The following is an 18,844-nucleotide window of genomic DNA, read 5'->3' as shown; positions in this document are numbered from 1 at the left end:
GAGACGGCCACCCTGACCGGCCGCGCGACCCCGTCCCGTACCCGCACGACCCCCGCTCCCGCTACCTCGCGCGCCCGCAGGCGCCCCCGTACGCGCAGCGCTCGCGGCGCCCCGTACCCCGTGTCCGCGCGCGCGGCGTCCCGTGGCGCACAATCGGGGCCATGTCCGCCAGCGCACACGACGACGCCGTCGACCCAGGACCCGAGGCGTTCCGCGCCCTGCTCCACGAGCAGCGCGTCTGGGACCCCCGCCGCACCACCCTCCCCGCGCTCGATCCGGCGCGCGTCCCCGGGCGCCCGCTGCCGCTCTTCCGCCAGTGGTTCGCGGAGGCGGCCGACGCGGGCCAGCCCGAGCCGCACGCGGTCTCCCTCGCGACGGCCGACGCGGACGGCACCCCCGATGCCCGGATCGTCGTGCTGCACGGCGCCGAGGACCCCGGGGGCTTCTCCTTCGCGACGCACGCCGACAGCCGCAAGGGCCGCCAGCTCGGCGCGCGCCCGTACGCGGCGCTGTGCTTCTACTGGCCCGTGCTGGGCCGCCAGGTACGCGTCCGGGGCCCGGTCGCCGCCGCCCCGCACGCGGAGGCGCTCGCCGACCTCCACACCCACTCCCCCGGCGCCCTCGCCGCCGCCCTCACGGGCCGCCAGAGCGAGCCCGTCGACTCACCGGAGGCCCTGCGCACGGCGGCGGAGGCCGCCTGGACGCGCGCCCAGGAGGAACCGGAGGCGGACGCCCCGGACTGGACGCTCTACCACCTGGCCCCGGAGGAAATCGAGTTCTTCCAGGGCGAGCAGTCCAGGCGGCACGTCCGGGTGCGGTACACGCTCCACGCGGACGGGTGGGCGCGCGAGCTGCTGTGGCCGTAGGGGACCGGCCCGGGGCCCCTCACCCGTCGCCGGTCGGCGGCGTTCGCGGTCGTCACGGGGCGTCGTCCGCACGGCCGTGACCCATTCGCAACCGGTTTCACGGCCGCACCGGCCCCCGCCGCCGCACCGGACACTACTCTCCGGTACATGCCCGAAGCCTCGACCGCCGCCGCGCACGCCCCTGTCTACGTCGTCGGGGCGGGGCCCGGCGGGCTCGCCGTGGCGGCGGCGCTGCGCGGGCGCGGGGTGCCGGCCGTCGTGGTCGAGAAGGCCGACAAGGTCGGCGACTCCTGGCGCGGGCACTACGACCGCCTCCACCTGCACACCACCCGCAGGCTCTCCTCGCTCCCCGGACTGCGGATGCCGCGCCGCTTCGGCCGCTGGGTCCGCAGGGACGACGTCGTCGCCTACCTGGAGAAGTACGCCGAGTTCCACGAGCTGGACGTCCTGACCGGCGTCGCGGTCGAGCGCGTCGAAGCACTCCCCGACGGGGGCGGCTGGCGGGTGCGGGCCGGGGGCGGGCGGGTGCTCGAAGGGCGCGCCGTCGTCGTCGCGACGGGCTTCAACCACACGCCGTACGTGCCCGGTTGGCCCGGCCTCGACGCGCACGGGGGCGAGGTGCTGCACGCCGGTGCCTACCGCGCGGCGGAGCCCTTCCGGGGGAAGGACGTGCTCGTCGTCGGGGTCGGCAACACGGGTGCGGAGATCGCCGTCGATCTCGCGGAGGGCGGGGCGGCGCGCGTGCGGCTCGCGGTGCGCACTCCCCCGTACATCCTGCGGCGTTCCACGCTCGGCTGGCCCGCGCAGCGCACCGGCATCCTGATCCGGCGGCTGCCGGTGCGGCTCGTCGACCTGCTCGCGGACCCGGTGTGCCGCCTCTCGGTGCCCGACCTGGGCGACAAGGGCCTCGCGCGGCCCAGCGGCGGTCTCGCGACGCGGGCGCGGCAGGGCGCGATCCCCGTGCAGGACGTCGGCCTCGTCGCGGCGGTGCGCGCCGGGAGGGTCGAACCGGTCGCCGCCGTGGAGGAGTTCGCGGACGGCGACGTCGTCCTCGCGGACGGGTCACGCGTACGGCCCGACGCGGTCGTCGCGGCCACCGGCTACCGGCGCGGCCTCGAACCGCTCGTCGGCCACCTCGGCGTCCTGGGCCCCGACGGCCGCCCCCGCGTGCGCGGCGCCCGCACGGCGCGGCACGCCCCCGGCCTCTACTTCACCGGCTACACCAACCCGATCAGCGGCATGTTCCGCGAACTGGCCCTGGACGCCGACCGCATCGCGGCGAAAATCGCCAGGTCCCGCTGAGGTCCGGGCCGTCCGCACCACCCCGTACGCCTGCCGGGACCCCGGGGTGGCGCGGTCCCCGTCAGTCCCGCGCCGCCCGCAGCGCCAGCACCATCAGCGCCGCGCCCGCGCACAGGCCGCCCGAGGCCAGCCACACCACGTCGTACGAGCCGAACGCGTCCCGCGCGACCCCGCCGAGCCACGCGACGAGCGCCGCCCCCAGCTGGTGCGCGGCGAGGACCCAGCCGAAGACGATCGCGCTGTCCTCGCCGTAGTGCTCGCGGCACAGGGCGACGGTCGGCGGGACCGTGGCCACCCAGTCGAGGCCGTAGAACACGATGAAGAGCAGCATCGGCGGCTCGTCCCACGCGCGCAGCAGGAGCGGCAGGAAGAGGAGGGACAGGCCGCGCAGCGAGTAGTAGACGGCGAGCAGGCGGCGGGCCGGGAAGCGGTCGCTGAGCCAGCCGGACGCCACCGTGCCGACGACGTCGAAGAGGCCGATCACCGCGAGGAGCGAGGCCGCGCCCGTCACCGGCATCCCGTGGTCGTGCGCGGCCGGTACGAAGTGCGTCTTCACGAGGCCGTTCGTCGAGGCCCCGCAGATCGCGAAGGACCCGGCGAGCAGCCAGAACGGGCCGGTGCGCGCGGCCCGCGCGAGGACCGTCACCGCGCGCCGCGCCGCCCCCACCGCGGGCGGCGGCTTCGGCACGAACGCCTCGGCCCCGTACGGCGCGAGCCCCACGTCCGCCGGGTGGTCGCGCAGCAGCAGCCACACGAGCGGGACGACCGCCGCCGCCGTGAGCGCCACCGTGATCGAGGCCGGACGCCAGCCGTGGTGCTCGATCATCCAGGAGAGGAGCGGCAGGAAGACGAGCTGGCCCGAGGCCCCGGCCGCCGTGAGGATGCCCGTGACGAGACCGCGCCGGGCGACGAACCAGCGGTTGGTGACCGTCGCGGCGAAGGCGAGCGCCATCGAGCCGCTGCCGAGCCCCACCAGCACGCCCCAGTACAGGATCAGTTGCCACGAGGTCGTCATGGTGACGGTGAGCGCCGAGCCGCCCGCGATGACGAGCAGCGCGAGCGCCACGACCCGGCGGATGCCGAAGCGGTCCATGAGCGCGGCGGCGAACGGCGCGGTGAGCCCGTACAGCGCGAGGTTGACCGAGACGGCGAAGCCGATCGTGCCGCGCGACCACCCGAACTCGCCGTGCAGCGGGTCGATGAGCAGCCCCGGCACCGACATGAAGGCGGCGGCGCCGACGATCGTCACGAAGGTGACCACCGCGACCCACCAGGACCGGTGCACGCGCCGCGATGTGGGGGGCGTCCGGAGCGGCGCGAGGTCGTCTGTCTGCGTCATGCGGTCAGCTTCGCGTGCGCGCGCACCCGGAACCATTGGCCCGAAGGACACCCTTCGCTAGGATCGGGCCATGCGCAGTACGCCCGGCACCCCCCGCCCGCACCGCGTCGTCGTCCTCGCCCTCGACGGCGTCCTCCCCTTCGAACTCGGCATCCCGCAGCGGATCTTCGGCCGCGCGAAGGACGCGGGCGGCGCCCCGCTCTACGAGGTCGTGACGTGCTCGGTGCGCCCGCCGGGCGAGGTCCGCGCCGAGGCGGACTTCACGATCCTCGTCGCCCACGGCCCCGAGGCGCTCGCGACCGCCGACACCGTGCTGATCCCCGCGAGCTACGCACTCGGCCCCGTCCACGAGGAGGGCCGCCTCACGCCCGAACTCGCCGCCGCGCTCGGCCGGATACGCCCCGGTACGCGACTCATGTCGATCTGCACGGGCGGTTTCGTGCTCGCCGCCGCCGGGCTCCTCGACGGCCGCCCGGCCGCCACGCACTGGAGTTCGGCGCGCCACTTCCAGCGCCTCTTCCCGCGCGTCGCCGTCGACGCGGACGTCCTCTTCGTCGACGACGGGGACGTGCTCACCTCGGCGGGCGTCGCCGCCGGGATCGACCTGTGCCTCCACGTCGTACGGCGCGACCACGGCGCGGCCGTCGCGGCGGACGTCGCCCGGCACACCGTCGTACCGCCCTACCGCGAGGGCGGGCAGGCGCAGTTCATCGAACGGCCCGTGCCCGCCGAGTACGGCGACTCGACGGCCCCGGCCCGCGCCTGGGCCCTGGAGCGGCTGCACGAGCCGCTGCCGCTGCACCGGCTCGCGGCCGGGGTCGCGATGTCGGTGCGCACCTTCACGCGGCGCTTCCGCGAGGAGACCGGCGAGAGCCCGGGGGCGTGGCTGACCCGCCAGCGCGTCGAGCAGGCCCGCTACCTCCTGGAGACGACCGCGCTGCCGATGGAACGGATCGCCGGGACCTGCGGGTTCGGCAGCGCCCAGTCCCTGCGGCAGCACCTGCGCGCCACACTCGGCGTCACCCCGACCGCGTACCGCCGCACCTTCCGGGGCGGCGGCACGGCGGGCGGCGGGACGCCCGGTGGCGGCACGGGGGCCGAGGGGACCGCCGCCGACGCGGGCCGGGGCGGTACGGGCCCGCGCGCGGCCCGTGACGCTCAGGCCGAGGCGCGTCCACAGCCTGTGGACAGGGCGCGGGCCGCGAGCAGGCAGGCCGCGGGGGCCTGACGGTCCACCTCGCACCAGATGCTCTTCCCGGCGCGCGCCGGGCTCCAGCCCCAGCGGTCCGCGAGGCACTCGACGAGTTCGAGGCCGCGCCCGTTGGTGTCCGCCTCGGCGGCGTGCCGGGGCTGCGGGGCGCGCGTCGACTCGTCGCAGACCTCGACCCGCACCGTGCTGACCGCCGGGCGCGGGATGTCCGGGAGGCACATGCGCAGCAGCGCCGGGCGGCCCGTGTGCACGACGGCGTTCGTGACGAGTTCGGAGACGAGGAGCACGAGGGTCTCGGCGACCGGCTCGTCCGCCCCTATGCCCGAACCGGCGAGCCGGGAGCGCACCCATCTGCGGGCACGGCCCACCTCGGCGGGATCGGGACCGATTTCGAGCTGCACCTCAAGCACCTGCACCGCTCACACCATCCGAACCGGCGGGCGCGGGGTCCGCCGCCGCTGGGCACTGTGGATCAACGACCGTGATCCCGGGGAGAGACAGCATGATTGACGTTCTGTCACCCCAACAAGCGCTTCGGGCATATTCCCGCGCGAAGGAGTACGTCTGAGGCATACTGTGCGACGCGCGGCGCGGGGAGTCGAACAGGCCGCCGCGCCGGTCCGTCCTGCTCGGCCCACCAGGGGACCCCGTACCACTCGCATTGCACCGAAGGTACCGGAGCGGCCACCCGAAGCCACTCCGTGACGACACACGGTGAGCGCGCCCGGTTCATCCCCGCAGGACAAGGCCCCGAAGCGCGCAGGTGTTCACCAGGTGACGGGCGCGCGGGGCGAGCACGGCGGCGCCGTGCGGGACCCCCTCCGGCCGGGGGCGGGAGGGGTGCGAGGGGCCGGGGGCGGGAGGGGTGCGAAGGGCTGGGCCCCGGGGGTCACGCCGTGAGCGGGCTCACGTCCTCCAGAAGCGCCGCCCGCACGTCCGGGTACACCTCGAAGAGCCGGCGGACGCCCAGCGCGGCCAGCACCCGGTTCACGTGCGAGCCCTCCTCGGCACCCCGGGCCGGCAGCACGATCCGCAACCGCCCGTGACAGGACCGCATGAGCCGCCGCGCGGCGATGAGCACGCCGACCCCGCTCGAATCGCAGAAGTGGACCTCGGACAGATCGAGGACGACGCTGTGCCGCCCGCGCGCCACCGCCTCGTGCACCCGCTGCCGCACGGACGGCGAGGAGACGAGATCCATCTCTCCCGCGACGCGCAGCACGGCCCAGCCGTCCCGCTCCTCGTCGGTGACCTGGAATTCCACGTCCTACGCCTTCCGCTCGACTTCTGCCTCCGTACTCCGGAGGCTCCCGTTCCGCTTCTGCTCTTCGGTGAACCCGCCGCTACCCCGGGGACCTTCCCCGAAACCGGCGTGTACGCCGTCACACTTCGGCCGCGCGCTCCCCCGCGCCCCCGCGCCCCTTGTGAAGGACGCGGGGAGCGGGGGCCTGGTTCATCGGACTTCCCCACTTCTGTCACGTGCGGGGGTGAACCGGGCAATTCGTCCGCCCTTTACCACCTCCAGGCTCGCAGAGGGCGCACATTGCCGTAAAGGAGCGCGGGGAAGCACGGGGAACCCTTACATTCTGGGCGCGGAAGGGGATGATGGGCTGAACAGCGGTGCGAAGCCGGTTTCCGGGGATCGCGCCCGGACAGCCAGGGGGTCTTCGGCCGATGGAGGAGGCACGCCGCCGCGACGCGCGCTTGCGGCAGCGGCTCGAACGCGGGGAGGCGGCGGCGCTCGGCGAGCTGTACGACCGTTTCGCGCCGCTCGTGCACGGCCTCGCCCGCCGCGTCCTCGGCGACGACCAGGCCGCCGCGCAGGTCACGCACGACGTCTTCGCCCGGCTGTGGGAGGCGCCCGGGCGCTACGAGCCCGCGCGCGAGCCGCTCCGCTCGCACCTCGCGGCCCTGGCCAGCGTCGAGGCCGTACGCCGCCTGCGGCAGTCCGAGACGGAGGCGCTGCTCGGCGCGGGGGCCGGTACGGAGGAGGGACGGGCCCGCGCCGAGGCGGCCGAGACCCGTATCCACCGGGCCGCCGCCGCAGCCCGCGCCGACTGGATCGCGAGCGCGATGCCGCGCCCGCTGCGCGAGGCGATCGACCAGGCGTACGCGCACCGCAGGGACTACCGCCAGACCGCCGCCGACCTCGGCATCACCGAGGAGGAGGCCCGTCGCCGCCTCCGCCTGGGCCTCCAGCTCCTCTCCACCGCCCACGACCACCCGGTCCCCGGCGCCGGGGAGCCCTCCCCGTGAGCGGGGCCGGACGGACCGGGCGGGACGAGGACGGGGAGGCGGGAGGCGCCACGGGCGCGGAGCGCGGGGCGAGCGGCACCGGCGGCCCGCGCGGGGCCGACAGCACACTCGACGGCACTCCCGACAGCACACCCGAAGGCACTCCCGACGGCCTTCACGAGCCGAGCGACCCTTACGAGCCGGGCGACCCTTACGAGCCGAGCGGCTTTCACGAGCCGGGTGGCTCCCGCCGCCGCGCCCGCGCCGCCCGCTCCGCCGACGGCGCCTCCCGCCCGGCCTCGCGCCGCGCGAGCGGGCGGCGCGCGGAAAGCCCCGGTTCGGGTGGGTCCGGCGTGGGGGGCGGGGTGCGGGGGCAGGCGGAGGGTATGGGTGAGCGCCGGGAAGGGGACGGCACCGCGGGGCCCTCGTGCGTCACGTACACGTCGTTCGGGGTCACGGGGATCGATCCGCTGCTCGGGGACCACCGGCTGTTGCGGTCCCTGCTCGGGGCGTGGGCGCTCGCGGCGTGCTCGCCGAAGGAGGCCCTGGCCGTCGAGACGCATCTCGGGGTGTGCGGGGCGTGCGCGGACGAGGCGTTGCGGCTGCGCGACGCGGTGGGGCTGCTGCACCCGCAGGAACCGCTCGACCTCGATCCCTCGCTCCGCGCCCGCGTGCTCGCGCGCTGCCTGGAGCGGCGGCCCCCGCGCGTGCCCGTACCGGCCTGGGCGGAGCCGTACGACACCGAGACGGCCCGCCTCGACGCGCTCCTCCAGAGCCTCGGTGACTCCGACTGGCACGCCCCGGTGCGCCTGCGCTGGTGGACGCCGGAGGGGCCCACCCGACGCCGCACGACCGTCGCGGGGGTCATCGCGCACCTGCTCGCGGTCGACGGGCTCGTCGCGGCGGCGACCGGCCTGCCCGACCCGCTCGGCGCGCACGCGCCGGGGATGCCGGTGCCGCCGGAGGAACGCACCGAGCGCTACCTGGCGGCGCTCGGCGCCCCGCCGACCCGTGCCGAGCACGCCCCGTGGCGCGAGCAGACGCACGCGCTCGTGCGGACGGCCGGTCTCCCGGACGGCGAGGACGGCGGCTCGGGCGGCACCCCGGTCCCGTACGGCGGTTTCTCGCTCCCGCTGCGGGACGCGCTCCTGGAGCGGGCCTTCGAGACGTGGATACACGCCTGGGACATCGCGACGGCCGTCTCGTACCCGTACGCGGCCCCCGCCGGTCCGCACCTGCGCCTGCTCATCGACCTCGCGACCCGCCTCGTCCCGCAGACCCTCGCGGCGTTCCCGCCGCCGGACGCGGAGCCCCGCTCCGGCGGGCGCGGGACGCTCCGCCTGGAGATAGAGGGGCCCGGCGGCGGGGTCTGGCGGATCGGCGTCGACCCGAAGGCGGAGAGCGAGGAGGGCCCGTACGAGGACGTCGCCGAAGTCCGCCTCGACGGCGTCGAGTTCTGCGAGCTGGCCGCGGGACATCTGGCCCCGGAGGAGGCCGCGCTCGGCCAGGACGGGGACCGGGCGACGATCCTGCGCGTCCTGCGGGCGACGGCGGCGCTGAGCAGGGTGTAGGCGCGCGGGCCCGTACGTCCCGGGTCGTCGGAGTCCGCTCGGGCGAGGACGCCCGTACGTCCGGGTCGCGGGGCTCCGCTCAGGCGAAGACGACCGTCCGGCGGCCGTTGAGCAGGATGCGGTGCTCGGCGTGCCACTTGACCGCGCGGGCGAGCGCCTGGCACTCCACGTCGCGGCCCGTGGCGACGAGCTGGGCGGGGGTCGCCGCGTGCGTGACGCGCTCGACCTCCTGCTCGATGATCGGGCCCTCGTCGAGGTCCGCGGTCACGTAGTGCGCGGTCGCGCCGATGAGCTTCACGCCCCGGGCGTGCGCCTGGTGGTAGGGCTTGGCGCCCTTGAAGCTCGGCAGGAAGGAGTGGTGGATGTTGATGATCCGGCCGCTCAGCTTCTTGCACAGGTCGTCCGAGAGGACCTGCATGTAGCGGGCGAGCACGACGAGTTCGACGTCCTCCTCGGCGACGAGGTCGAGGAAGCGCTGCTCCGCCTGCGCCTTGCCGTCCTTGGGGACGGGGATGTGGTGGAAGGGGACGCCGTAGCTCGCGGTCAGCTCGCGGAAGTCGGTGTGGTTGGAGACGACGGCGGCGATCTCGACGGGGAGCGCACCGCTGCGGGAGCGGAAGAGCAGGTCGTTGAGGCAGTGGCCGAACTTGCTCACCAGGATCGCGACGCGCATCCGCTCCCCGGCCCGGTGGATCTGCCAGTCCATCCGGAACGCCTCGCCGATCGCCGCGAAGCTCGCCCGCAGCTTGTCGAGCCCGGTCGGCTCACCGTCCTGCCCGGTCGACTCGACCGAGAAGCCGACGCGCATGAAGAACAGCCCCGTGTCCGCGTCCCCGAACTGCTGACTGTCCTCGATGTTCCCGCCGGTCATGAAGAGGAAGCTGGAGACGGCGTGCACGATCCCCTGCTTGTCGGGGCAGGACAGCGTCAGCACGTAACTGGAGGTGGGGGCGGCGAGGGCGGCGGAGCCGACAACCGGGGCGGGCTGCTCAGTCATGCGGGCCAGGGTCGCACACCGCGGGGGCGTGCGGGGCGCATGTCCGCGAGGCGGGACCGGGGGCGGGGACGGGTCGAGTGAGGCGCGGGCGGGTGGCGCGGGGCCGGGCGGGTGGCGCGGGACTGGGCGGGTGGCGCGGGGCCGGGCGGGTGGCAGGGGACCTAGGCAGTGGCGCGGGGGCGCCCCGCCCGTCCGCCGTCTCAGGACGTCCGCCGCCTCACGCCCGCCGCCTTGCGCCTCCGCCTCACGCTCGCCGCCCTGCGCCTCCGCCTCAGCCCGTCCGCCGTGTCAGGTCGCCCCCCGCGTCACGCCGTGCGCAGGAGGGTCCGCAGTTCGCCCAGTGTGCGCGGGGGCTGCTCGGGGTCGTCGCCGTCGGCGAGGGCGAGGCGGACGTGGGCGGCGCGGCAGGCGGCGAGGGCCTCGGGCCAGTCCGGGTGCTGGAGGTAGGTGGCCGCCGGGGCGTCGGGGCCGACCTGATGCAGGATGCGCAGCACGCGCAGCACGGCGGCGTCGACGAGCGTCGTCTCCTCGCTGTCGCGGAAGACCGAGCCGAGGTAGCGCTCGGCGGGCCAGTTGTCGAGCCAGGTGTCCTCGACCAGCCGGTACACGGCGTCGGTCACGTCCCCGTACTCCTCGCGGCCCGCGAGCCAGTACTCCTGCTGGAACGCCGGGTCGGAGAGCATGTGCAGCGCGGAACGCACGGTGCTGCGCCAGCGCCACCACGGCATGTCGTTGAGTGGCATGCCCCCCATGGTGGAGGAGCGGCGGCTGCGGCGTGAAGGGTTCTCCGGGCTTTGCACGGTCAGTGATCGTACGTTCCGCCCGGAACGCGCCGTACCGGTCCCCCGCTGTTCACCCGCCCGTCACCGCTCGTTGACCGTGGGTAGTACCCCGGTTGGCGCGCGGCGGCAAGGCTGCGGCGCCATGACCACCGGTCCGCTCCCGCTACGCACCCGCCTCAGGCCCCGCCCCGCGCCCGCCCCGCGGCGCGGGGTCCGCGCCGTCTTCCGCGGCCCGCTCGCCGGGGCGCTCTGCGGGCTGCTGCTCGCGAGCGGCTGCGGGGTGCTGCCGGGCGGCGGGGACGACGAGCCTCCCGTCACCGTCATGACGTGGGCGCCGCTGCGCACCACGGGGACCAACGCGCCGGGGATGACCGCGATGGCCCGCGCCTACGAGCGGTGGGTGAACGCCGGGGGCGGCATCGGGGGCCGCGAGCTGCGGGTCCTCGTGTGCGACGAGGGCAACGAGTCGGTCGCGGCGGCGGAGTGCGCCCGGCGGGCGGTGCGCGAGAAGGCGGTGGCCGTCGTCGGCTCGTACAGCGAGCAGGACGCGGCGATCTTCTCGCCGATCTCGCTCGCGGGCATCCCCTACCTCGGCGGGTACGGGATCACGCACGAGGAGTTCGTCAACCCGGACTCGTACCCGGTCAACGGCGGGCTGCCCGCGCTGATCGCGGCGCAGGGCGCGCAGCTCGCCCCCGACTGCGACCGCGTGGCGCTCGTCCGCCCCGAGGGGGTCACGGGGGACACGTGGCCGGACCTGCTGCGCGCGGGGCTGCGGGGCGCGGGCGGCAAGGGCGAGGTCGTGGACCTGCCCGTGCCCGTCGCGTCCAGCGACTACACGCCGCAGGCCGGACAGGTGCTCGACCGGCTCGCCCCGGCCCCGGCGGCGCGCCGCTGCGTGAGCGTGGCGCTCGGCGACAGCACGGCGGCCTTCGTCGACTCCTTCCGCCGCGTGGCGCCTTCGAGCGGTACGGGAGCGGGCGGTACGGAGGCGGGGACGGGCGGTACGGAGGCGGGAGCGACGCCCGCCGTGCGGGTCGGCTCGGTGCTCGGGAGCGTGAGCCAGCGGCTCGTCGACCGGTCCGGGGGCGCGTCGGGCCCGTACGAGGGCGCCGCGGTGACGGGCTGGTACCCGCCCGCGTCCGACCCGCGCTGGGCGACGATGAAGAAGGTCATCACGCGGCACGCCTTCGGGGACAACGCGATCGACCCGGCGGACGCGGGCGTGCAGACGACGTGGATCGCTTACACCGCGCTGCGCCGGATCGTGGAGTCCCTCGGCGAGGGCCCGGTGACCGCGCGGACCGTGCGCGACGCCCTCGACAAGGGCACGAAAGTCTCGACGGGTGGCCTCACCCCCACCCTGAGCTGGGGCGACGACTACGCCCGCTCGGTCATCGGCTACCCCCGCACGGCCAACACCCGCGTGACCCACCTGGAGGTCCGCGACGGCCAGTTGGTCGCGGCACAGGGCACGGGGGTCGGCCCGGGGGCGACGGGGGACGCGCGCGAGGCGCTGGAGAGCGAGCCGACGGGGAGCGGCGGGCGGGAGTGAGGGGACGGGAAGGGGCGGCCCGGGGGGTGCGGGCGCGGGAGTGAGGGCGCGGGGGAAGCGGGGCGGGCGCTCCCGTCACCGGCGTCCGGGCCGGGGCCGGGCGCCTGGGCGCCGGGCCCGGCCGGGCGGCGCGGGGCGTGGTCTCCCCGCCCCGCCCGGGGCGTGCCTCAGTTGTGCTGTTCGTCGATGGTGACGGCCGTACCGTCGTCGGCGATCTTGACCACGAGGCGCTCTCCCCGCTTGGTCGCGGCGTCGAGCTGCGCGGTGGTGCAGCGCTTGGTCTTCTCCCTCGTGCCGCAGATCCAGCCGTTGCCGTTGATGACGGTCTTGCTGGAGGTGAGGAAGGCGCGCTCCTTCTTGGTCCCGTCGTCGGTGACGGAGTACTTGCCGGGAGCGAGGTAGTGCGACACGCCCTCCCAGTAGACCTTCTTCGGCTGCTCCTCCTGGTCGGTGCCCCCACCCGCCGGGTGGTCCTCGGCGACCTTGGTGGCGACGCCCTTGTGGAGGGTGACGGTCGCGGGGAAGCCCTTCCGGGAGGCGGCTTCGAGCTGCGCGGCGGTGCAGCGCGTGGCGGACTGGCCCCCGTCGCCGCAGATCTTCTGCGCTCCCAGGATGTCGGTCTTGGTGGAGGTGAGGAATGCCTGGTCACCGGCCTTGGCGTCCTTGACCATGTACTTGCCCGGAGCCATGTACGTGACGGTGCCGTGCCAGGTGCCCGTGACCTCGTGGCCGCCGCTGCCGCCGTCGCCCTCGCCGGAACTCCCGGTGGCCCGCGCCGAGGGACTGCCCGTGTCGTCGGGGGTCTCGGCCGGCTGCGAGGCGGAGGGCGACGCCGGGGACGCTGCGGCGGCGTTCTCGGCCTTCCCCCCGCCGGAGTCGTCGTCCTGACAGGACGTGAGCAGTCCGGTCGTCGCCGTCAGAGCGAGGACGGAGAGCAGGATGCGGGGGCTGCGGGACATGGGGCTCCTCGGCGACTCGGAGGGGGACCGGCCCGGTGAAAGGCTCGGTCTCGTCTGCGCTCCGCGTTGCCCTGCGGCCCCGAAATAAACAGCCGATCGCAGGAGTTGAGGAACGGACTCAGCGGTCGAGGCGCCCGCCACGGCACGACGGGCTCAGCGGCCGAGGCGTCCCGCGCCCCAGGAGGCGGCCCCCGGCCCCCTCACGAGCGCCCGCCCCTACAGCTGGCTCTTGTCCCGCTTCGTCAGCTCGTACTTCGACGCGATCGCGTTCCACAGCCCCGAAGCCTGCTCCTTCGCGCTCGTCGCCTGGCCGCTCGCGCGGTCGCCCGCGTTGCGCTGGTTCGTCGAGCGGGCGTGGCCGCCGGGGCAGCCGCCGTGCTTCGCGGTCTGGTCGGCCCAGGCCGCGTAGTGGTTGTCGGCCGTGGCGGAGGCGTGCCAGGCGCGGGTGAGGGCGGTCTTGAGCTGGTCCTGCTGCGGCAGTTTGTCGACCGGCAGCTGACCGAGCCGCTTGACGAGGTCGTTGCGCTGGCGTGCCGCGTCGCGCAGGTCCGCCGCCGCCTTGCCGAGGTCCTTGCAGGAGCCGATGTTGCCGACCGAACGGACCACGGCGTCACGGCTGTTGTTGGAGTCGGCGAGCAGCTTGTCGAGGCCGACGGCCTGGTCCTTGACCGGGTCGGCGGAGGGCGAGGGCTTCGCGCTCTCCTCGCCGCCCTTCGCACCGTCGCCGTCCTGCTGCCCGGCGGACGCGGTCGCCGAGACCGGCGAGGTCTTCGCCTCGTCGTCGCCCCCGCCACCCCCGACGAGCGCGCCGACGCCGAGGCCGAGCGCCACGACGCAGACGCCGCCTATCGCGATGAGCAGCCCCTTGTTGCGGTTGCCGCCCCCGCCCCCGCGCGGCGGCTCCTCGTACCCGTTGCCGTAGCCGTCCGAGCCGTGGCCCTGGCCGCCGTAGCCCTTGCCGTACGCGGCGGGCGGCGGCGTCTGCCCGGGGGCACCCGCCTGCTGCGGGTAGCCGTAGGCGGGCGGCGGCGGCGACTGCGGCGTGATCGCCGGCATCTGCGTCGTCGCGCCCTCGTTGTCGGTACGGAAGAGGCTGTCGAACTCGGCGGGCGGCTGGGTGGGGGCCTCCTCGTACGGGGACGGGGAGGGGGGCTGCGCGGGCTGCCCCGGGAACTGCGGACCGCCGCCGGGCACGGGCGGGATGTACTGCGTGGCCTGCGCGTCGGAGCCCGCGCCGCCCGGAAGGGGCGGCTGGGGCTGCCCGTAGTACGGATCGCCCTGGCCCGCCGCCTCGGGCGGCAGGGGCCCGGCCCCCGGCACGGGCGCGATGTACTGCGTGGCCTGGTTGTCGGCGCCGCCGGGCGCGAGAGGCTGGATGAACTGCGTGGCCTCCGCGTCGCCGCCCTGCGGGCCGTGCGGGGACTCGAAGGGCGGCGGGTAGCCGTAGCCGCCGGTGGGCGCGGGGGTGTGCGGGTAGCCGTAGCCGCCGGAGTGCGCGGGGGACTGCGGGTTCCCGTACGGGTCGTAGCCGGGCTGCGGTCCCCAGGGTGTGCCGTCGGCGGGCGTCCCCGAGGTGCCGGGGTACGGGGCACCTTCGCCCTCGGAGGGATACGGCTGCCCGCCATGACCGCTCTGCGCCACCGGAACTCCTACGAATGGGGGACCCTGGGAATCGTCGGGTCACGCTACCCGGTCTCTCCGTGCCCCGGCCACGCGCGCACCCCGCCCCGGCCTTCGCCGCAGGTCAGGGTGGACGCGGTACGGGAACGGCGGCCCAACGGGGAGTGTCGGGCGGGCGGCGCGGCGCCGTCAACGCGCCGACGACGGCCGTCGACTGCTCAACGACGGTCGTCGACGGTGCGACGGCGACCGTCGACACGCTCTCGGGTACCCGGCAACAGCCCTGCCCTTACGACGAGCTGACGAGCCACCCGGGCCCGGAACCCCGCCCCGGCGCCGACCGGGCCCGGCGGGCGGCCACCCCGCGGTGGGCGGGGGCCCGCTCCGTACCAATGCGACGGACGACCCTGCCGGGCGAGACAGCCGCGCACTCCTCGCCGAGGACCCCTTTCCGGGCGGCCCTTGGCCCCCTTACCGGGCGGCCGTTTCCCCTTCGCGAGCGGGCGGCCTTCCTCCCGTCTCCGGGCGGCCCTTGCCCCTTCGCGGGCGGGGGCCGTCCTCCCGGCTCCGGGCGGCCGTCCTCCCGGCTCCGGGCGGACGGCCGCCTTTGCGCTCAGGCCGCCGCGCGCAGGTCGAGGCGGGCCCCGAACTCCCGCACCACCGACTCCTCCCGGTAGGGGTCGAGCCGCTGCCGGAAGTCCTCCAGGTACTCCGCGCCGCGGTCGGAGCGGAGCGAGGCGAGGAGTTCCGCCGCGTGCAGCGCGGTGCGGCAGCCTTCCTCGATCTCGCGCTGCTGGACCTGCGCCGTCGCGAGCAGTACGTAACCGATCGCGCGGCGCCGGGTCCGGCTCTCCGGGTGGCCCGCGAGAGCCCGCGAGGCCGCGCGCTCCGCCTGCTCCGGCTCGCCCAGATCACGGTGGCAGTGGGCGAGTTCATCGGCGAGGTACGCCTCGTCGAAGTGCGCGATCCACTCCGGATCGCCGTCCCTGTCCCGGTCGCAGCGCGCGAGTTCGTTCTCGGCGCGGTCGATCGCCTCGTGCGCCGCGCGCCGGTCGCCGAGCAGCGCGTGCCCGCGCGCCTCGGCCGCGTGGAACATCGCACGGGCGCGGGGCGTGGCCTGCCCCCGCGTGCCCTCCTGCGCGGCCCGCGCGAGCTGCGCGATCTCGCGCGGGTTGCCGAGCTGCGCCGCGAGATGGCTCATCGACGCGGCGAGCACGTACCCGCCGTAGGCCCGGTCCCCCGCGGCCTGCGCGAGCCGCAGCGCCTGGATGTAGTAGCGCTGCGCGAGCCCCGCCTGCCCCGTGTCGACGGCCATGTACCCGGCCAGCTCGGTCAGGCGCGACACGGCGCCGAACAGCTCCCGCCCCACCGGCTCCCGGTAGGAACCGGAGAGCAGCCCCGAGACGACGCTGTTGAGGTAGTGCACGACGACGGGCCGCACGTGCCCGCTGCCGTAACTGTGGTCGAGCCGGTCGAGCGCCGTCGTCATCGCCCGCACCGCCGCGACGTCCGAGGCGCCGACCCGCGGCCCGCCGCTGCGCGCGACCTGGCTGTCCGGCATCGAGATGAGCCAGTCCCTGCTGGGCTCGACGAGCGCGGACGAGGCGACCGAGGAGCCGGTCAGGAAGTCCCTGCGCCCCACGTCGCTGCGCCACAGCTCGCAGACCTGCTCGATCGCCCCCGGCACGGTCGGCGAGAACTGGAGGCCGACTCCGGAGGAGAGGTTCTTGCCGTTGGCCATGCCGATCTCGTCGATCGTCACCGTGCGCCCGAGCTTGCGCCCGAGGGCCTCGGCGATGACGGCGGGCGCGCGGCCCCTCGGCTGCTGACCCCGCAGCCAACGGGCCACGGACGTCTTGTCGTACCGCAGATCGAGTCCGTGCTCGGCCCCGCAGAGATTGACCCTGCGGGCGAGACCGGCGTTGGAGCAGCCGGCCTCCTGGATGAGCGCCTGGAGCCGTTCGTTCGGCTGGCGTGCGACTAGCGGCCTCGCGGCCATGGTGAAACCCCCAATGGGTACGCGCCCTGTTCCGTCGCCGGTACGCGCCCGCCGCACGGCCCGCGCCGCCTCCCCCGTCGCTCGCGGGCGCGCTCGCGCCCGGGTCACGGGGTCGGTCGGTGGTCGTGGTCGCGGTCGCGGTCCCGGTCACGGAGCCGAAAGGCGTGGTCGTGGACTGGGTGCTGGACTGGCTTGCTGACCTGGGCCCGCCCCGGCGGAGCACCCGCCGGGGCGGGCACCGGGCCGCTGCGGACCGTGTGGCTGACCTGCTGGGCGGCGTGCGCTGCGCCACCTGGCTGATCACTGCCCTGCGGACAAAGCGAAGATGCGCCGCAAAGGGGACCTATCCGGTATTACTTCTCCCCTCCCGGCGTGTCGCGCGGGTCGTCAGGGCCGTGCGAGGCCGCGTGGGCGCCGGGCGGGGTGCCTGGTGAGGCGGGGTGCGGGGCGTCGGGGTCCGGGGCGGGTGGCGCGGGCTGGGTGAGCGGGGCGGCTCCGGGGGTGGTGGGCGGTGTGGGGTGCAAGGGGTGGGCGGGGTGGGTGGTGCGCTTGTGCGGGGTGCGGTGGGGCGGCCGGTACGGGGGCGGTGGTGCGGGTGCGGGGGTGCTGCGCTGCGTACGGGGGCGTGCCGCGTTCTGGTACGGGTCCGTGCTGCGCCTCGCCTCGCCTCGTGTGGTGCGGCGCCGTGCGGAGCCTCGCCTCGTGTGGTGCGGAGCCTCGCCCGGGACGGGGCCGTGCCGGGTGGACCCGTACCTGGGGTCCGTGCCGGGCGGACCCGTACCTGGGGTCCGTGCGGGGTGGGTCCCCTCCTCGTCCGGCCCTGCCCGCCTGGCTGCCGCTCGGCCCGCCTGTCCGCCCGTCCGCTCGCCGGGGCTGGCCGTCTCCGGGCGTGCGGGCGGTGCGTACGACGGCATTCCGTTTCCTTCTCCCCTCCCTTCCGGACTCCCCGCCGGAGTCCGCCTATGCCCGGGGCGGAGTTCGTCCCCCGGGGTTCCGGAAAGCCACTCCCTCCTGGGTACCCTCCCCCGGCTCCGGCGGCTCCCGCGCGCCCCCGGCGATGCCCCCGTGCGCCCCGCACGCCGGGTCGGTGCCCCTCCCCGCGCGCGGCCCGTCGCGCGGGGTCGCTCCCGCCCCGTAACCCCGGCACCCGGCGGGAGTTGTGCTGTGCGTGGAAGAGACCCTCAGTGTGACCGGAGCAGGCAAGATCCCCTCGCAGCAGCGCGGTGAGCCGCTGCCCGATACCGCGGTGCGGTACACCGAGGACCGGCACTGGGACGTCGTCCCCGGCGTCTGGCTGGAGTCGGCCGAGGGCGTGGAGCGCTGCTCGTGCGGCGCGCGCGACTGCCCGGCCCCCGGGGCGCACCCGGCGGACGAGAACTGGGCGACGCAGGCGACCGGCAGCGCGACGGTGGCCCGCAAGCTGTGGACGGAGCGGCCGACCGCGGCGATCCTGCTGCCCACGGGCCGCACCTTCGACGCGATCGAGGTGCCGGAGACGGCCGGCTTCCTCGCGCTGGCCCGGATGGAGCGCATGGGCGTGACGCCGGGCCCGGTCACCCGGGCCCCGGACCGCCGGATGCGCTTCCTCGTCCTGCCGGGGGGCGCGGCGAAGGCGGGCGATCTGGTCCGCAGGCTCGGCTGGTCCCCCCAGGTCCTGGGCCTCACCCCCCTCGCCGAGGGCGCCTGGATCGTCGCCCCACCCACCCGCTTCGGCGGCCAGGGCGCCGCCCAATGGGCCTGCCGCCCCACCCCCGCCAACCGCTGGCTCCCCGACACGGAAGAGCTGATCAGCCCACTGGCATACGCGTGCGGGAGGGAAACGGAAGTGAGTTCCTGAGGGACAGGGCGGGCGATTGTCGGCGGCCGGTTGGGGAACGGCGCGGCTGGTCCGGGCGGCTGCTGTGGGGGGGCGGGCTGGGATGCGGTGGGGCGTTAAGGAGCGGGGCAGGCCCGTACAGCAGATTGGCGGGGGCCTCAGGGGTGGCGCGGGGGGGCTTACGGGCGGAGCGCGGAGGTGGTCGGCGGTGCCGTCGTGCGCCCCCGCACGCCGATTGTGCGCGGGGGCGCGCGGCGGCTCAGCAACGAGGTGGCGGACAGGCGCCCGCGACCGCGCCGGTCTTGCCCCCGCGACGGCCGACACAGTGTCCGCGCCCCGACGTCACGACATCCCCACCCCTGGCGCGGGCCTCAACTCACCTGCCGAAGCCAGAGGTTCGCACCGCCACCGGACCCGCCCTCTGCCAACAGCCCCCACACACGAGCCGCCCAGTACCGGCGACGACGAGCAAGCCCTCCCCCGCCGCACGCGCGAGACCACGACAAGCAGCTACCAAGCCGCTGAACGGCCCGAACTCGCCCGCCGCACAGCCCGGTTCGACCTGAACCCATATCAGCGGACCCCCACCCGAA

General features: G+C 75.7%; 15 protein-coding genes. 7 read left to right on the top strand and 8 right to left on the bottom strand.

The genetic code is table 11. The features are described from left to right. The first annotated feature begins 161 nt into the window (after nt 1-161). Complete coding sequence (locus STTU_RS18495; RefSeq protein ID WP_007825619.1) at nt 162-866, top strand: pyridoxine/pyridoxamine 5'-phosphate oxidase; 705 nt, start codon at nt 162-164, stop codon at nt 864-866. A gap of 147 nt (nt 867-1,013) precedes the next feature. Beyond that, entirely contained in the window at nt 1,014-2,168 is a 1,155-nt protein-coding gene (locus STTU_RS18490) for a flavin-containing monooxygenase (protein ID WP_007825618.1), read from the top strand. Between the two features lie 61 nt (nt 2,169-2,229). On the opposite strand, the gene STTU_RS18485 is transcribed toward STTU_RS18490, so the two are convergent. After that, nucleotides 2,230-3,507, bottom strand: a complete 1,278-nt coding sequence (locus tag STTU_RS18485) for an MFS transporter (RefSeq protein WP_007825616.1) — start codon at nt 3,505-3,507, stop codon at nt 2,230-2,232. 70 nt (nt 3,508-3,577) lie between these two features. Between STTU_RS18485 and STTU_RS18480 the strand changes: the two genes are divergently transcribed. Further along, nucleotides 3,578-4,735, top strand: coding sequence for a GlxA family transcriptional regulator (locus tag STTU_RS18480; protein WP_043255635.1), 1,158 nt, complete (start codon nt 3,578-3,580; stop codon nt 4,733-4,735). Here STTU_RS18480 and STTU_RS18475 read toward each other — a convergent pair. Then, nucleotides 4,666-5,133: an ATP-binding protein gene (locus tag STTU_RS18475; RefSeq protein WP_010263138.1), complete on the bottom strand. Its 468-nt coding sequence runs from the start codon at nt 5,131-5,133 to the stop codon at nt 4,666-4,668. The two genes, STTU_RS18480 and STTU_RS18475, sit on opposite strands and share 70 nt — an antisense overlap. A 473-nt stretch (nt 5,134-5,606) precedes the next feature. Continuing rightward, a complete protein-coding gene (locus tag STTU_RS18470; RefSeq protein WP_007825609.1) occupies nt 5,607-5,981 on the bottom strand; it encodes an STAS domain-containing protein in 375 nt (124 codons plus the stop codon). Between the two features lie 410 nt (nt 5,982-6,391). Here STTU_RS18470 and STTU_RS18465 point away from each other — a divergent pair, with 410 nt between their 5' ends. Further along, nucleotides 6,392-6,973 carry a sigma-70 family RNA polymerase sigma factor gene (locus STTU_RS18465; protein WP_007825608.1) on the top strand — a complete coding sequence of 194 codons (582 nt, stop codon included), beginning with the start codon at nt 6,392-6,394 and terminating at the stop codon, nt 6,971-6,973. Beyond that, nucleotides 6,970-8,523 (top strand): maleylpyruvate isomerase N-terminal domain-containing protein, encoded by a 1,554-nt coding sequence (locus STTU_RS18460; RefSeq protein WP_234019263.1) that lies wholly within the window; start codon nt 6,970-6,972, stop codon nt 8,521-8,523. Before STTU_RS18465 ends, STTU_RS18460 begins: the two co-directional genes overlap by 4 nt. A 79-nt stretch (nt 8,524-8,602) precedes the next feature. Here the strand turns inward: STTU_RS18460 and purU are convergent, their stop codons facing one another. Both purU and STTU_RS18450 read right to left on the bottom strand, forming a co-directional pair. Then, complete coding sequence (gene purU / locus STTU_RS18455) at nt 8,603-9,520, bottom strand: formyltetrahydrofolate deformylase (RefSeq protein ID WP_007825606.1); 918 nt, start codon at nt 9,518-9,520, stop codon at nt 8,603-8,605. A gap of 305 nt (nt 9,521-9,825) precedes the next feature. Further along, on the bottom strand, nt 9,826-10,326 hold the full coding sequence (locus STTU_RS18450; protein WP_029396525.1) for an SCO4402 family protein: 501 nt from the start codon (nt 10,324-10,326) through the stop codon (nt 9,826-9,828). Nucleotides 10,327-10,444: 118 nt separating this feature from the next. Between STTU_RS18450 and STTU_RS18445 the strand changes: the two genes are divergently transcribed. After that, on the top strand, nt 10,445-11,857 hold the full coding sequence (locus tag STTU_RS18445; protein ID WP_007825603.1) for an ABC transporter substrate-binding protein: 1,413 nt from the start codon (nt 10,445-10,447) through the stop codon (nt 11,855-11,857). A 167-nt stretch (nt 11,858-12,024) separates the two neighbouring features. On the opposite strand, the gene STTU_RS18440 is transcribed toward STTU_RS18445, so the two are convergent. The 3 genes from STTU_RS18440 to STTU_RS18430 form a co-directional block, all read right to left on the bottom strand. Continuing rightward, nucleotides 12,025-12,816, bottom strand: coding sequence for a hypothetical protein (locus STTU_RS18440; RefSeq protein WP_007825601.1), 792 nt, complete (start codon nt 12,814-12,816; stop codon nt 12,025-12,027). A gap of 216 nt (nt 12,817-13,032) precedes the next feature. Beyond that, entirely contained in the window at nt 13,033-14,457 is a 1,425-nt protein-coding gene (locus STTU_RS18435; protein WP_043255632.1) for a hypothetical protein, read from the bottom strand. A 592-nt stretch (nt 14,458-15,049) separates the two neighbouring features. Further along, entirely contained in the window at nt 15,050-16,435 is a 1,386-nt protein-coding gene (locus tag STTU_RS18430; protein WP_007825597.1) for a hypothetical protein, read from the bottom strand. Nucleotides 16,436-17,603: 1,168 nt separating this feature from the next. Between STTU_RS18430 and STTU_RS18425 the strand changes: the two genes are divergently transcribed. Continuing rightward, nucleotides 17,604-18,272 (top strand): bifunctional DNA primase/polymerase, encoded by a 669-nt coding sequence (locus STTU_RS18425; protein WP_043255630.1) that lies wholly within the window; start codon nt 17,604-17,606, stop codon nt 18,270-18,272. Nucleotides 18,273-18,844: the final 572 nt, after the last annotated feature.

The sequence above is a fragment of the Streptomyces sp. Tu6071 genome, from assembly GCF_000213055.1.
GTDB lineage: Bacteria > Actinomycetota > Actinomycetes > Streptomycetales > Streptomycetaceae > Streptomyces > Streptomyces evansiae.
Note: the sequence above shows the minus strand (reverse complement) of the source record. Positions and strands in the feature narration are given on the sequence as shown.